13 protein-coding genes and 1 other RNA gene are annotated in these 13,440 nt (G+C 52.7%); 10 read left to right on the top strand and 4 right to left on the bottom strand.

From position 1 onward, the window contains the following. On the top strand, nucleotides 1-411 hold the full coding sequence (locus KDX31_13845) for a ClpXP protease specificity-enhancing factor (GenBank protein UTW02428.1): 411 nt from the start codon (nucleotides 1-3) through the stop codon (nucleotides 409-411). Nucleotides 412-558: 147 nt separating this feature from the next. Here the strand turns inward: KDX31_13845 and KDX31_13840 are convergent, their stop codons facing one another. Genes KDX31_13840 through KDX31_13825 form a run of 4 tightly spaced genes read right to left on the bottom strand, consistent with a single transcriptional unit; the run spans nucleotide 559 to nucleotide 3,950 of the window. Then, nucleotides 559-1,125, bottom strand: coding sequence for a BON domain-containing protein (locus tag KDX31_13840; GenBank protein UTW02427.1), 567 nt, complete (start codon nucleotides 1,123-1,125; stop codon nucleotides 559-561). A gap of 3 nt (nucleotides 1,126-1,128) precedes the next feature. Continuing rightward, nucleotides 1,129-1,719 carry an SIS domain-containing protein gene (locus tag KDX31_13835; protein ID UTW02426.1) on the bottom strand — a complete coding sequence of 197 codons (591 nt, stop codon included), beginning with the start codon at nucleotides 1,717-1,719 and terminating at the stop codon, nucleotides 1,129-1,131. 11 nt (nucleotides 1,720-1,730) lie between these two features. Continuing rightward, nucleotides 1,731-2,114, bottom strand: coding sequence for a YraN family protein (locus KDX31_13830; GenBank protein UTW02425.1), 384 nt, complete (start codon nucleotides 2,112-2,114; stop codon nucleotides 1,731-1,733). 12 nt (nucleotides 2,115-2,126) lie between these two features. Next, nucleotides 2,127-3,950: a penicillin-binding protein activator gene (locus KDX31_13825; GenBank protein UTW02424.1), complete on the bottom strand. Its 1,824-nt coding sequence runs from the start codon at nucleotides 3,948-3,950 to the stop codon at nucleotides 2,127-2,129. 40 nt (nucleotides 3,951-3,990) lie between these two features. Between KDX31_13825 and rsmI the strand changes: the two genes are divergently transcribed. The 9 genes from rsmI to mraY all read left to right on the top strand — a co-directional run bounded on the left by rsmI (nucleotide 3,991) and on the right by mraY (nucleotide 13,434). Continuing rightward, complete coding sequence (gene rsmI / locus KDX31_13820) at nucleotides 3,991-4,827, top strand: 16S rRNA (cytidine(1402)-2'-O)-methyltransferase (protein ID UTW02423.1); 837 nt, start codon at nucleotides 3,991-3,993, stop codon at nucleotides 4,825-4,827. Between the two features lie 62 nt (nucleotides 4,828-4,889). Then, nucleotides 4,890-5,247, top strand: an RNA gene (rnpB, locus tag KDX31_13815) — RNase P RNA component class A. Nucleotides 5,248-6,003: 756 nt separating this feature from the next. Further along, entirely contained in the window at nucleotides 6,004-6,459 is a 456-nt protein-coding gene (gene mraZ / locus KDX31_13810; protein UTW02422.1) for a division/cell wall cluster transcriptional repressor MraZ, read from the top strand. Nucleotides 6,460-6,477: 18 nt separating this feature from the next. After that, nucleotides 6,478-7,416: a 16S rRNA (cytosine(1402)-N(4))-methyltransferase RsmH gene (gene rsmH, locus KDX31_13805; GenBank protein ID UTW02421.1), complete on the top strand. Its 939-nt coding sequence runs from the start codon at nucleotides 6,478-6,480 to the stop codon at nucleotides 7,414-7,416. Continuing rightward, entirely contained in the window at nucleotides 7,413-7,763 is a 351-nt protein-coding gene (ftsL, locus tag KDX31_13800; protein UTW02420.1) for a cell division protein FtsL, read from the top strand. Before rsmH ends, ftsL begins: the two co-directional genes overlap by 4 nt. Beyond that, the gene (locus tag KDX31_13795) at nucleotides 7,753-9,468 is read left to right on the top strand and encodes a penicillin-binding protein 2 (GenBank protein ID UTW02419.1); all 1,716 of its coding nucleotides are present in this window, start codon (nucleotides 7,753-7,755) and stop codon (nucleotides 9,466-9,468) included. Before ftsL ends, KDX31_13795 begins: the two co-directional genes overlap by 11 nt. Beyond that, nucleotides 9,465-10,967, top strand: coding sequence for a UDP-N-acetylmuramoyl-L-alanyl-D-glutamate--2,6-diaminopimelate ligase (locus KDX31_13790; GenBank protein ID UTW02418.1), 1,503 nt, complete (start codon nucleotides 9,465-9,467; stop codon nucleotides 10,965-10,967). The genes KDX31_13795 and KDX31_13790 overlap by 4 nt, the downstream gene beginning before the upstream one ends. Further along, on the top strand, nucleotides 10,964-12,352 hold the full coding sequence (gene murF, locus KDX31_13785; GenBank protein ID UTW02417.1) for a UDP-N-acetylmuramoyl-tripeptide--D-alanyl-D-alanine ligase: 1,389 nt from the start codon (nucleotides 10,964-10,966) through the stop codon (nucleotides 12,350-12,352). The genes KDX31_13790 and murF overlap by 4 nt, the downstream gene beginning before the upstream one ends. Continuing rightward, nucleotides 12,352-13,434 carry a phospho-N-acetylmuramoyl-pentapeptide-transferase gene (gene mraY / locus KDX31_13780; GenBank protein ID UTW02416.1) on the top strand — a complete coding sequence of 361 codons (1,083 nt, stop codon included), beginning with the start codon at nucleotides 12,352-12,354 and terminating at the stop codon, nucleotides 13,432-13,434. The genes murF and mraY overlap by 1 nt, the downstream gene beginning before the upstream one ends. Nucleotides 13,435-13,440: the final 6 nt, after the last annotated feature.

Raw genomic sequence — 13,440 nt, 5'->3', positions numbered from 1 at the left:
ATGCAATCAAGTCGTGGATATCTTCTCCGTGCGTTGAATGAGTGGATTCTGGACAGTGGCTGGACACCTCATCTGGTTATCGATGCTGAGATCCAGGGGGTGATGGTACCGCAGCAGTTCATCAGTGATGGTCAGATCGTTCTGAATGTCGCTCCGAGTGCTGTGCAGGGGCTAACGATTGAGAATGATGCTGTCAGCTTCAGCGCGCGCTTCGGTGGCGTGCCGATGAATGTATTTGCACCCATGGTTGCAGTGATGGCGATTTATGCCCGTGAGAATGGTCAGGGGATGGGGTTTGGCGCTGAGCCGGGTGTTGAGGCCTTGTATAGTGATGAACCTGATAATGATCCTCCGCCAGAAGATCCAAAGCCAAAACCGAAGAGTCGTGCCTCTTTAAAAGTTGTTAAGTAAAAAAAACCGCCTCAGGCGGTTTTTTTTAGTAGGTTTGAGCGTCTGAGGTTTTAAGGTTTGAGGTCTGGACGCTTCACTTGCTATAACTACTGGAAATCATCGCGACGGGACGTCGCTCCCACAGGGGGAGTGATCGGACCTCGGCCTTTAATCGATATACTCAAAGATTTTAACAATTTTCTGAATACCGTTAACGCTGCGCACAATACGGATGGCGTTGTCTGCCTGGGCACGGGTGACCAGTCCCATCAGATAAACGACGCCATTTTCAGTCACAACTTTAATCTGAGTGGCATCGACCTGCTTGTCGCCAATCATATTGGCTTTGATCTTGGCGGTGATCCAGGTGTCGCTGGCGCGGGTTAGTGTTGAAGTGGGGCTGGTAACTGTCAGTTCATTGTGGATGCGGCGTATTTTGCGCACCTGGCTGACAATCTGTTCAGCTTCCATACGGCTCTCTTCGGTGGCAACCTGTCCGGTGAGCAGGACGATGCCGTTAAAGCTGGTGACGTTGACGTGGCTGCTGCTGAGCTCTACGGAGCCTTTGCTGATATTAACATTCGATTTGATCTCAATGAGCTCGTCATCGACAAAGCTGCCGGTGGTGCGGTCAGTGGGATTCTCTTTTATCGGTTCCTCTTTGAAACTGCTGACAACAGTTGAGCAGCCGCTGCTTAACAGGCCTGCAAGAATCAGAACAGCTATCCGTTTCATCAATTATTCTCCGCCAAAAAGTTGGTAGTCTATCAGGTCGCACAGGGCGTGCAGAATCAACGTCTGGGCGCCAAAAATAAGCGCCGGATCATCTGCCGGGATGCAAAATTCGACCTCGTCCGGGAGTAATAGAGAGTGAATGTTGTCATTAGTTCCCCCGGTGAGCGCAATTACCAGCATATCGCGGTCATGTGCTGCCTGAATCGCCTGGACCAGATTTGCTGCGCGCCCGTCATTCGAGAGTATCAGTAGCAGATCGCCTGGCTGGCCGAGCGCGCGGACCTGCTTGGAGAACACCTCATTAAACTGATCATCATGGGCGATGCCGGTCAGTGCTGAGCCATCGGCGCTGAGGGATATAGCCGGTAGTCCCGGTCGCTCATGACGAAACTGATTCATCAGTAAGCTGCTAAAATGCTGAGAAAGTGCTGCGCTGCCACCATTGCCGCAGCAAAGGATCTTATTTTCTGACATCAGGCAGCTCAGCAGCAGCTCGCCGGCATGAGAGATCAGAGGTGTGTATTCTTCGATGGTTTGGGCATTAACCTCCATGCTGTTATGGAACAGGCTAATAACTCGGTCTTGAAGTACCATCGGTGCTCCTGTCAGAAAGTGGCTTCAGGTCTGAAGGCGTCTTTATACCATATAGGGCAGGAATCTCCACTCCCGTTCTCCCTATTGGCTTCAAATGCTATTACATCAAACCGGCATACAGGCAGGTTACTGCTTTTTTGCTGGCTGAGAAAGTAACTGGCTGTTTTTATTAATTTCTTCTGTTTTCGGAAATCGACAGAGAGTCCGGCGCCGCCCCAGAGGGTGTGGCGCCGGCTGCGTACCTCAATGAATACCAGTTGTCCGCCATCCTGCATAATCAGATCAATTTCGCCAAAACGGCAGTGGTAGTTCCTGCTGATCAGTTTAAGGCCTTTTTGTTTCAGGTAGTTCAATGCTCTCTGTTCGGCGTCCCTGCCGATCTGCTGTCTGTCCATGCGTCGCTCAATTTAGTTGTTTCCGTTTATCGGTTGGGCAATTCCCTGCTTGAAGGTAACCCAGTTAAGGGTGCGTACAATCTGATTGTCTCTGCCAATTGAGAGTGAACCGGTTTCGCCTTCTACTCTGGCTGATGGTGTAGCGGAGAGTTGGGCAAGATAGGGGAACAGGTTGAAAGCATCTATGCCCAGGGCGTACAGCCGGCCAAAGCGGCTTTCAGTGTTGTCCCGCAGTTGTGCCAGTTGCAGATGGGCTGAGGATGGCGGGCTGCTTAACCAGGGGGTCGCAACAAATCGAATGCCGTTCAGGTCCTGATCTTCAATCGCTGACTCAGTGCCTGAATAGATCTGAGATGTGGCATAAACCGGAATGTTGCCAGCGTAGTGAAACGCCAGTGTGGGTTTGATCTGGCGAGCGGTTTGTGGCAGTGCTGAGAGGAAGATGGCGTCCACATCCTGGCGTCTGCGGCTCTCGAACTCAGGTCGTTCCCCGATAATCCGGGTGAGCTGGGTATTGCGTTCGTTGCTCTTTTCTGTGCCCAGCAGGGTTGCAATCTGTTCCGAATAGTTGGCATCGCTGCCGTAGGTATAGCTATCAAGAATGGTGCCGCCCAGTGCGGTAAAGTGCTGTCTGAATGCAATGGCGGAGCGCGTTCCCCAGTCGTTATCGGGGGTGTATATAAGAACCTGTTTTTTCTGGTCCTGCCAGGCTTGTTCGGCTGCCTGAATGGCTTCATCTTCTATGGCAAGGCCAAATTGGTAAACATTGGTTTGCTGGCTGCCTGGGGCAGTGTTAAGTGTCAGTGTTGGAATAGGGGCTGGTCCAAAGTTGATCAGGCTTTCTACCATCTCTTTCTCCAGCGGGCCGATGATCAGGTCTATCCCTCTTTCCTCTGCCAGTTGGTAAAGCTGCTCCGGGGAGGTGATTCTGGTGGAATCGAGCTGGGTGATTCTGGCGCTGGTTCTGCCTGCTTTCACCGCATTGTAATAAGCGGTCATAAATCCTGTTGAGATTGCTTCTGCAGGTTTTTCCAGGCTGCCACTCATCGGCAGATAGAGTGCTATATGCTCGGCACTGAGGGTGTCGGTAACGGCGGCTGCCAGAAGGGCTTCTGGTGGCGTTTGCTGCGCCGGGTGCGATTGCCAGAGGATCTCCCATTGCTGCATCAGTTTGTTTTGTTGGCTCAGGTCCTGTGCGCTGGTCGCAGCCAGAGCGAGTTCATACCAGCCCTGTTGATAGTAGCTGTTGTCGGGTCGCAGGCTCAGTTGCTGTAGCTGATGCGTTGGTAGCTGGATCAGTAGTGTCCATATCCGGTTGTGGAGCGCCTGGGCTTTGTCTGCCGGACTGTAGCTGCTTAGCTGGATCAGCTGTTGTAGTTCGCTGAGCGGCTCTTGCTGGTAGCGGTATGCATCTGCCTGCATTTCGCCTATCTGGTATTGCTGCTCAGGCAGCAGGTTTTTGGTGGTTTCAGGTGATAGCTGCTGCAGGTAGCGCAGGGCGCTTTGTCCATCTTGCTGTTCCAGGGCGGTGCGTGCCTTCAATTCAGATATTTCGAACTGCAGTGCGGGGGTCAGGCGTTGCATGTCAATCTCATTCAGCAGGCGTGAGGCGTCTTCTTGCCGGTCCTGCAGGATCAGGATTCGGGCCGCTTCTGCTTTTAGCTGAGCGCTTTTGATCGGCGCGGCGGTTTCCGCTTGCTGAATCAGCTCAGCAACCTGCTGCATGGGGTTGTCAGAGATTTGTGTTGCGATGTTGCCCTGTTGGGAACCGCAGCCGTTAAGAAAAAGTACCATGCTGGCGGTCAGCATCAGAGACAGGCGGCTTGGAAACGTCATATACTTTCACATCCTGAATTTATAAATGGCTCGAATACCGATGTCCGAAGCAGTTTTGTATGTAGTCGCAACGCCGATTGGCAATTTAGAAGATATGACGCCGCGCGCGCTCCGTGTACTGGAGTCGGTTGCATTAATTGCGGCTGAAGATACCCGCCATAGTGGCCGTTTGCTGTCACATTTTAATATCAAAACGCCGATGATAGCAGTTCATGACCATAATGAACGCCAGCAGCAGCAAAAAATTATTGAAAAATTACAGCGGGGGGATGATATCGCCCTTATTTCTGACGCCGGGACGCCGCTGATTTCTGATCCGGGATTTGTGCTGGTGCGGGAGGTGAGGTCTGCCGGGTTCAGGGTTGTGCCGCTTCCCGGGTGTTGTGCGCTGATTGCTGCGCTTTGTGCGTCAGGCGTGCCGTCTGATCGTTTTGCTTTTGAAGGCTTTCCACCGGCTAAATCCCAGCAGCGGGTTAATTTTTATACTGCGCTGGCGGCTGAAAACCGGACGCTAATGTTTTATGAGTCGCCCCACCGGATTATTGATAGTTTAAAAGACATTGTTACGGCGTTTGGTGCCGATCGTCCTATCGCGATTGCCCGGGAGTTGACCAAAACGTTTGAGACGTTTATCAGCGGTGCCGCCGCAGAGGTTCTGGCGAAGGTCGAGGCTGATCCTAATCAGCGTAAGGGGGAGTTTGTGTTGATGATTGAGGGGGCGCCTCAGCAGGATGATAGTCTGCTTGATCCCCGCAGCAGTGAGGTGCTGGATATTCTGCTGGAGGAGCTTTCGGTCAAGCAGGCGAGTGCGCTGGCGGCAAAAATCACCGGGGTCAAAAAGAAGGTGATGTATCAGGCGGCTCTGGATCGTAAATAATTCATTGCCTGCAGCTTGGTTCTGCTTGCTTATGACAGTCTTACTGGTATCCTGTGCGCCGTAGAGTTCGCCAGACAATCGCTGCTCCTGTAAAGGAGGGGAGGAAAGTCCGGGCTCCATAGGGCAGGGTGCCAGGTAATGCCTGGGGGGCGCAAGCCTACGGCAAGTGCAGCAGAGAGAAGACCGCCTACGTTTCCTGTTTACAGGAAGCCGGTAAGGGTGAAAGGGTGCGGTAAGAGCGCACCGCGTGCGTGGTAACACGACACGGCAAGGTAAACCCCACCTGGAGCAAGACCAAATAGGAATCCATGAGGCATGGCCCATGCTGGATTCGGGTAGGTCGCTTGAGGCCTGTGGCGACGCAGGCCCTAGATGAATGATTGTCCTCGACAAAACCCGGCTTATCGGCGAACTCTACACTTTATTATTTGTTCAGATGAGTGATTGTCCCTGACAGCTCATCAGAAGAAACAGGGCTCATCGACGAACTCTACACTTTATTATTTGTTCAGATGAGTGATTGTCCCCGACAGCTCATCAGAAGAAACAGGGCTTATCGGCGAGTGCTGCAATTTATTTTTTGTTCAGATGAGTGATTGTCCCCGACAGCTCATCAGAAGAAACAGGGCTCATCGACGAGTGCTACAATTTATTTTTTGTTTAGATGAGTGATTGTCCCCGACAGCTCATCAGAAGAAACAGGGCTCATCGACGAGTGCTGCAATTTATTTTTTGTTCAGATGAGTGATTGTCCCCGACAGCTCATCAGAAGGCGCAGGGCTTATCGTGAATGATGAGTTCTTTTTGAATTGATCAGCTATATAGTCTGACCTGCAGTTAGCTGATCTCCGGTTTTGGGTGAGTCGTTTTACCTGCTGCTGATTTTGAACTTTTGATATGTCGCATACTTTATTTATTTCTTTTTTTTCATCTTAGACCTGATTACTTTCTGTAATGGTGGGTATTTGTATTTTTAACTCTCTGTAATTCAAACGGTTTTTATTTAGTCTTTCAACTTCCCGATTTTCTGTATCTGTCTTGCTAATAAACAGTCTCTTTATAACCCGGTCACGAGGAGTTTCTCCCTTGCAAACCCGTGGGTTAATTTCTATAGTGTGCACTAGTGGGGAATTGTGGGTAAATGTGGGTTAATTTGGTTTTTTGGAGAACTTTTTCGTGTTTCGAGGGGTCAATCCTATCAATCTGGATGCTAAAGGCCGTATGGCCATACCAGCACGCTACCGTGACACGATCACGGAGCACTGCTGCGGCCAGTTGGTAGCAACGATTGATACCGAGGAACGTTGCCTGTTGCTCTATCCCCTTGCCGAATGGGACGATATTCAGGCTAAGATTCAGGCGCTGTCAAGTTTTAAGCCTGCGGTACGTCGTATTCAGCGATTACTGATTGGTCATGCGACCGATCTGGATATGGATGGAAATGGTCGGTTATTATTGCCTGCGCCGTTGCGTGAATATGCCGAGCTGAGTAAGAAAATCGTCTTGCTGGGGCAGGGTAACAAGTTTGAGATCTGGAGCGAAGAGCGCTGGTTGGCGACGCGCGAAGAGTATCTTGCAGAAGCTGACGGTGGCGCGGAGCTACCGGAAGAATTACAGAATTTATCACTTTAAACCGACAGGGGTTAGCACATGAGTGCAGAGTATAAGCATATCACGGTTCTGCTGAATGAGGCTGTGGATACCCTGGTCGAAGATCCGGACGGTTTCTATATTGATGGCACCTTTGGTCGTGGTGGCCATTCAGAGCTGGTGTTGAGCCGGTTGTCAGAACAGGGACGATTGATGGGGATTGATAAGGACCCTGAGGCGATTGCCTGCGCAGCCGAACGGTTTGGTGATGATGCGCGTTTCAGTATTGAACGGGGCTCATTTGCTCAACTGGAAGAGTTCGTGCGCCGGCGTGAACTGGCGGGTAAGGTTGATGGCGTGTTACTGGATCTGGGGGTTTCATCGCCGCAGCTGGATGACCCGAACCGGGGATTCAGTTTTATGGCGGATGGTCCGCTGGATATGCGGATGAATCCGGATGTGGGCGAGAGCGCTGCAGAGTGGATCGCCAGGGCGGCAGAGAAAGAAATTGCGGATGTGCTCTATACCTACGGTGAAGAGCGTCATTCGAGACGGATGGCCCGTGCCATTATTAATGAGCGAGAACAGGAGCCCATCGTAACAACCGGACGTCTGGCGAAAATTATTACCGAGGCCAACCCGGCATGGGAAAAGGGTAAAAATCCAGCGACCCGTGCTTTTCAGGGAATCCGGATCTTTATCAACCGGGAGCTGGAAGATCTGGAGGACTGTCTCGATCAGGCGCTGGACGTGTTAAAACCAGGCGGGCGTCTTGTGGTAATCAGCTTTCACTCACTGGAAGACCGGATTGTGAAGCGTTTCATCCGCAAATATGTGAAGGGTGATGAGCACCTGCCGCCGGGTATTCCAGTGACCGATGATATGTTGAATATACGTCTGAAAGCGGTGGGTAAGGCGGTTAAAGCGGGTCAGGATGAGGTGTCCGGTAATCCCCGTTCACGCAGTGCAGTCATGCGGGCAGCGAAAAAAGTACGATGAAACTGAGTGTGCCGCTGCCGGGGTGGCTGAAGGCTCAGGAAGAGCCGCAGGTTGACGCGGTGATAGAGCCTGTTGAGCTGGTTAAGCCAGCGTTGATGCTGTTTTGTATGGTTTGTCTGGTTGTGGTGTCATCGCTGTTGGTTATCTGGTCTGCACATCAGTACCGGATTCTTTTTAACCAGCAGCAGGAATTGGTACAACAGTGGGATGAGTTGCAGGTTGAATGGGGGCAACTACTACTGGAGCAGGGGACGCTGGCCGCCAATAACAGGGTCGAGTCGGTGGCAATTAAACGCCTGGGAATGCGAATTCCTGAGCAGGTCGAGGTGATCAGAGATGAGCGATGAGCAGGACTTTCAAGCTCGTGCTGCAAGGGGCTGGCGCTTATGGCTGGTGTTTTTGCTGCTGTTTCTGATTGCAGCAGCCATTGCCGGTAAGATGCTGTCACTGAATGTTCAGGAGCAGGCGTTTCTGAAGCGTCAGGGGGATGCCCGGGTTCTGCGTACTGCTGTCATTCCTGCTCATCGGGGTATGATCAGCGACCGTAACGGGCTGCCGCTGTCTGTGAGTGCACCGGTCTCAACGGTATGGATGAATCCGAAAGAGTTTGATCTGCAAAATGCTTCGATCAATAAGCTGGCGACTCTGACCGACACCAATAAAACCGCTCTGCTGAAGCGGGTAGCGCAGTTCCGCGATAAGCAGTTTATCTATCTGAAACGGCAGATGACGCCGAATCAGGCGGAACAGGTCGAAGGTCTTCATATACCCGGAGTCTATGTTGATCGTGAGTATAAACGTTTCTATCCCGCTGCTGAGGTTGCTACCCATTTGGTAGGTTTTACCAGTGTTGATGGCGTAGGGCAGGAAGGCATTGAGTTGGCGTTCGAGGACTGGTTACAGGGTGTGCCGGGCAAAAAACTGGTGATGCGGGATCTGCTCGGACGCACAGTGAAGCATATCCGTGAGCTGGAGCCGATGGCTCAGGGTAAGGATTTGCAGTTGAGTATTGATCTGCGGCTACAGTATCTGGCGTATCGTGAGCTTAAAGCGGCGGTGCAGGCCCATAAGGCCGATTCAGCCGCGATGGTAGTGCTTGATGTACATACGGGTGAAGTGCTGGCGATGGTTAATCAGCCCTCTTACAACCCGAATGACCGGAGTAATCTTGGCAGTGATATGAAATCACTGCGAAACCGGGCGGTGACAGACACTTTTGAGCCGGGTTCCACCATGAAGCCGCTGACGATCGCTGCCGCGCTGATGAGTGGGAAGTATACCCAGGATAGTGTGATCGATACCTCGCCGGGCTATATCCGGGTGAAAGGCAATACGATCCGTGATCATCGTAATTATGGTGAGCTCGATCTGGGACGCATTATTACCAAGTCCAGTAACGTCGGGGTTACCAAGCTGGCGCTGAGTATGCACGGTGATGCTGTGCGTAACGTGTTCCAGAATGTTGGTCTGGGTCAGGTGCCCGGTACCGGATTTCCCGGAGAGCAGCCAGGCGTGTTGCCATATCTGTCAGAAAGGCAGCTTGTCGAGCGTGCCACCATGGCCTATGGCTATGGTCTCTCAGTAACACCACTGCAGCTGGCACAGGCGTATCTGCCATTTGCAACCGGTGGTCTGGTGCGGCATGTATCGCTGCTGAAGCTTGACCGGCCGGAGCCGGGTACCCGGGTCATGCCTGAAAAGGTGGCCCGTGAGGTTCTGGAAATGATGGAAACGGTAACTCAGAGTGGTGGCACCGGGCGTCGTGCAGCCATTGAGGGTTATCGGGTTGGGGGTAAGACCGGTACGGTGCATAAGGTCGGAACCGGAGGCTATGAGGACGATCAGTACGTGTCCATTTTTGCCGGTGTGGCACCGATTGATAATCCTGAAATCGTCGCCGTGGTTATGGTTGATAATCCGAAAGGACAGGAGTACTACGGTGGTGAAGTGGCTGCGCCGCTGTTTTCGCGGGTGGTCGGCGGTGCACTGAGAATGTTGAATGTGGCACCGGATAACTGGCAGCCCGTGAAGACTCAGATGGTGATGAAATGAGCCGGGCCCACTTTCATCTGGCCGAACTGATACCGCAACTGGCTGGCAGTGATCTGGCGCAGCTGAAGATCAGCGGTATTTGTCAGGATAGTCGAATAGTTAAACCGGGCGATCTGTTTTTTGCCCGTAATGGTGTGAACCATAAAGGGATCGATTTTGTTTGCTCCGCTGCAGCAGAAGGGGCAGTTGCTGCGATTGTTGATGACGCAGAACTGGCTGCAGCGGACTCTATTGATGTGACCATCCCGCTGATCGGTGTGACAGATGTTGCCGCACTGATTGGCGAGGTGGCTTCGCGTTTCTTTGGGGAACCTTCTCTTCATATGCGGGTGGTGGGTGTTACCGGCACCAACGGTAAAACCTCCTGTGCCCACTATATCGCTCAGCTGCTGGAAGGGTGCGGAGAGGTCTGTGGCCTGATTGGAACCGTAGGCAATGGTCTGCTGGGGCAGCTTAGCGAAGCGAGCCATACCACGCCGGACGCCATTGGTGTGCATCGTCTGTTGGCTGAATTGCGCAGTGAAGGGGCAACAGCCGTGGTGATGGAGGTATCCAGTCACGCACTGGATCAGCAGCGGGTCAGTGGTGTGCATTTCAGGGCTGCAGGATTTACCAATCTGTCGCGGGATCACCTTGATTATCACGGTGATATGGAGAACTACGGTGCGGCTAAAGCACGACTGTTTTTCGACATGGATATTGAGCATCAGGTGGTGAATGCCGATGACCCTTATGGAGCAACTATTCTGGCGCGTAAAGATGGCCAGGACAGGATTGGTTTTGGCGAGTCTGAGCGGGCGCTAGTACGAGCCAGCGGGGTGAAGTTGTCGGCAACCGGAATTAGCGCCCGGATTGAGACGCCTCAGGGAACCTTTGGGCTGGATACAGGTCTTATCGGGCGCTTTAACCTGAGTAATCTGCTGCTGGCTATCGCTCTCATAGAAAAAATGGGTTACCCGCTGAATCAGATTGAGACTGCTCTGGGTAACCTGACGCCAGTTGCCGGACGGATGCAGTTGGTGTCCCGGAAGCAGCCGCTGGTTGTGGTGGATTATGCCCATACCCCGGATGCGCTGGAAAAAGCGCTTGAAGCCCTGCGCAGCCACTGCGAGGGACTGCTATGGTGTGTGTTTGGTTGTGGCGGTGACCGGGATACGGGTAAAAGAGCCCAGATGGCAGAAGTGGCAGAGCGGCTGGCTGATCGTATCGTGGTCACCAGCGACAACCCCCGGACAGAAGATCCGCAACACATTACCAGCATGATTATGGCGGGCTTTGGCAGTACAGAGAATGTGATCTGTGAAGCTGATCGAAAGCGCGCTATCGAACAGGCAATAGCGGCTCTGCAGCTGCAGGATATTTTATTGATTGCCGGAAAAGGACATGAAAATTATCAGGATATACAAGGTGTGAAGATGCCATTCGATGATCTGGCGGTGGCCAGAGACGCATTGGGTATGCCCGCTGAGCAGACTGAAAAGCAGGAGCGTTCACGGTGAATGGTCCCTTTAGTCTCAGTGAGCTGGCGACAGCGCTGTCAGCCCGACTGATTGGCGGCAGTTGCGATGTGCAGGGCGTAAGCACCGATACACGAAACATCTGTGCGGGTGATCTTTTTATCGCTCTGCGGGGGGAACATTTTGATGCCCATGACTTTGTAACTCAGGCGGTTGCTGATGGTGCTGTTGCTGTGGTAGTTGAGCATGAGGTCGATGTAGATGTCCCTCAGCTGGTGGTCAGTAATACCCGCATGGCACTGGGCAATACAGCGGCCTATAACCGTGACCGGTTTAGCGGTTCGATGTTTGCGGTGACCGGTAGTAGTGGAAAAACCACGGTGAAAGAGATGCTGGCATCAATCAACCGTCTCCGTGGGCAGACTCTGGCGACTCAGGGGAACCTGAACAACGATATCGGAGTGCCGCTGACCCTGTTAAGACTGTCAGTCGGTGATCGCTACGGGGTGATTGAAATGGGCGCCAGTGGTGCTCATGAGATCGCTTACAGTACTCATCTGACAAAGCCGGATGTCGCGATTCTGAATAATGCCTTTGGTGCCCACCTTGAAGGGTTTGGCTCTCTCAGAGGTGTGGTGCAGGCGAAGGCAGAAATTTTTGAAGGGTTGTCGGAAAGCGGTACTGCGGTGGTTAATCTGGATGATCCGCATGCGGATATCTGGCTGAGCATGTTACAGCAGCAACCCGTGATGACGTTTTCGACAGAGGACCGCGAGGCTTCGGTTTTTGCCTCAGATATCTGTTTGCAGCCGAACGGCTGTTATGCCTTCGGCCTCAATTACCGGGGCCAGCAATATCCGCTAAGCCTTGCGGTGATGGGGCGGCACAATGTGAGCAATGCGCTTGCCGCGGCCGCTGCAGTGCTGGCTGATGGTTGTCAGCCTGACGTTGCAGTGCAGGGACTGAGTGAGTTTCAGGGGGTTGCAGGACGGATGCGTCCGATACAGCTGGATAAATCCACGCTGATTATCGATGACAGTTATAACGCTAATCCTGATGCAGTGAAGGCGGCAATCGATGCGTTGTCAGAGCTGGAGGGGGAAAAGGTTCTGGTGCTGGGGGATATGGGTGAACTGGGTGCCGGAGCCGACGAAAAACACCGGGAGGTGGGCGAGTTTGCCGCGACCCGGCCGATCGACCTGTTATTGAGCTGCGGCACACTCTGTGCGGCAACACATGATGGGTTTATCGTGGCTGGAGGCAATAACGCCCGACACTTTAACGATAAAGCTGAGCTGTTGAGCTATCTGCGGCAGTTGCCAAAGCGTAAGCGTTCTGTGCTGGTGAAAGGATCCCGCAGTGCGGGAATGGATCAAATTGTAACAGGCCTGACTAAGACAGGCTCTACCGATGGGGGTAGTCACTGATGTTATTGCTTTTGGCCAACTGGCTGGCTGAATATAGTAGTTTTTTCTCCGTATTCAGCTATCTGACGTTGCGCGGAATACTTGGCGTGCTTACAGCGCTGGCGATCTCGCTGATGCTGGGGCCTGCGCTGATCCGCAAGCTTAAGAGTAAGCAGATTGGCCAGACTGTACGCAGTGACGGGCCTGAATCCCATTTCAGTAAAGCGGGCACGCCGACGATGGGTGGTGCGCTGATCATTCTGGCGATCATGATTAGCAGTCTGCTCTGGTCTGACCTGAGCAACCGGTATACCTGGATCGTGCTGGGTGTGACCTTTATCTTTGGTGCGGTTGGCTGGGTCGATGATTACCGGATGGTAATTGAGAAGAGCACCCGTGGGTTGCCGGCACGCTGGAAATATTTCTGGCAATCGGTCGGTGGTCTGGGTGCCGCTATTGTACTTTACATGACCGCGACAGGGCCGGCAGAGACGCAGCTGATTATTCCGATCTTTAAAGATGTTGCTATCGAGATGGGGCTGTTCTTTATTGTCTTTACCTATTTCGTGATTGTAGGAACCTCCAATGCGGTTAACCTGACCGATGGTCTGGATGGTCTGGCCATTCTTCCCACGGTGCTGGTTGCCGGTGCGCTGGGATTTTTTGCCTATCTCGGAGGTAACGTTAACTTTGCCAGCTATCTGCATATACCTTATATCGCCGGCTCCGGTGAGCTGATTATTATCTGTGGTTCGATTGTTGGTGCCGGGCTGGGGTTTCTCTGGTTTAACACTTATCCCGCTCAGGTCTTTATGGGGGATGTAGGGGCGCTGGCGCTGGGCGCTGCACTGGGTGTTATCGCCGTTATCGTTCGCCAGGAGCTGGTGCTGATGATTATGGGCGGCGTATTTGTGATTGAAACGGTCTCGGTGATTCTTCAGGTGGCGTCATTTAAGCTGACTGGAAGACGGATCTTCAGAATGGCACCGCTGCACCACCATTTTGAACTGAAAGGCTGGCCTGAACCCCGCGTAATTGTGCGCTTCTGGATTATTACCGTGGTCCTGGTTCTGATTGGGCTGGCCACCCTGAAAATACGTTAACGGAGC

Source organism: Amphritea atlantica, from assembly GCA_024397875.1.
Classification (GTDB): domain Bacteria; phylum Pseudomonadota; class Gammaproteobacteria; order Pseudomonadales; family Balneatricaceae; genus Amphritea; species Amphritea atlantica_B.
The sequence above is the reverse complement of the archived record's forward strand: the minus strand, read 5'-3'. Positions and strand labels throughout refer to the sequence as shown.

Coding starts and splice junctions, on each gene's coding strand:
- KDX31_13790 (UTW02418.1), top strand. CDS start 9,465: ATGAGCCGGGCCCACTTTCATCTGGCCGAACTGATACCGCAACTGGCT.
- KDX31_13835 (UTW02426.1), bottom strand. CDS start 1,719: ATGGTACTTCAAGACCGAGTTATTAGCCTGTTCCATAACAGCATGGAG.
- rsmH (UTW02421.1), top strand. CDS start 6,478: ATGAGTGCAGAGTATAAGCATATCACGGTTCTGCTGAATGAGGCTGTG.
- mraY (UTW02416.1), top strand. CDS start 12,352: ATGTTATTGCTTTTGGCCAACTGGCTGGCTGAATATAGTAGTTTTTTC.
- rsmI (UTW02423.1), top strand. CDS start 3,991: ATGTCCGAAGCAGTTTTGTATGTAGTCGCAACGCCGATTGGCAATTTA.
- KDX31_13825 (UTW02424.1), bottom strand. CDS start 3,950: ATGACGTTTCCAAGCCGCCTGTCTCTGATGCTGACCGCCAGCATGGTA.
- KDX31_13830 (UTW02425.1), bottom strand. CDS start 2,114: ATGGACAGACAGCAGATCGGCAGGGACGCCGAACAGAGAGCATTGAAC.
- KDX31_13845 (UTW02428.1), top strand. CDS start 1: ATGCAATCAAGTCGTGGATATCTTCTCCGTGCGTTGAATGAGTGGATT.
- ftsL (UTW02420.1), top strand. CDS start 7,413: ATGAAACTGAGTGTGCCGCTGCCGGGGTGGCTGAAGGCTCAGGAAGAG.
- KDX31_13840 (UTW02427.1), bottom strand. CDS start 1,125: ATGAAACGGATAGCTGTTCTGATTCTTGCAGGCCTGTTAAGCAGCGGC.
- KDX31_13795 (UTW02419.1), top strand. CDS start 7,753: ATGAGCGATGAGCAGGACTTTCAAGCTCGTGCTGCAAGGGGCTGGCGC.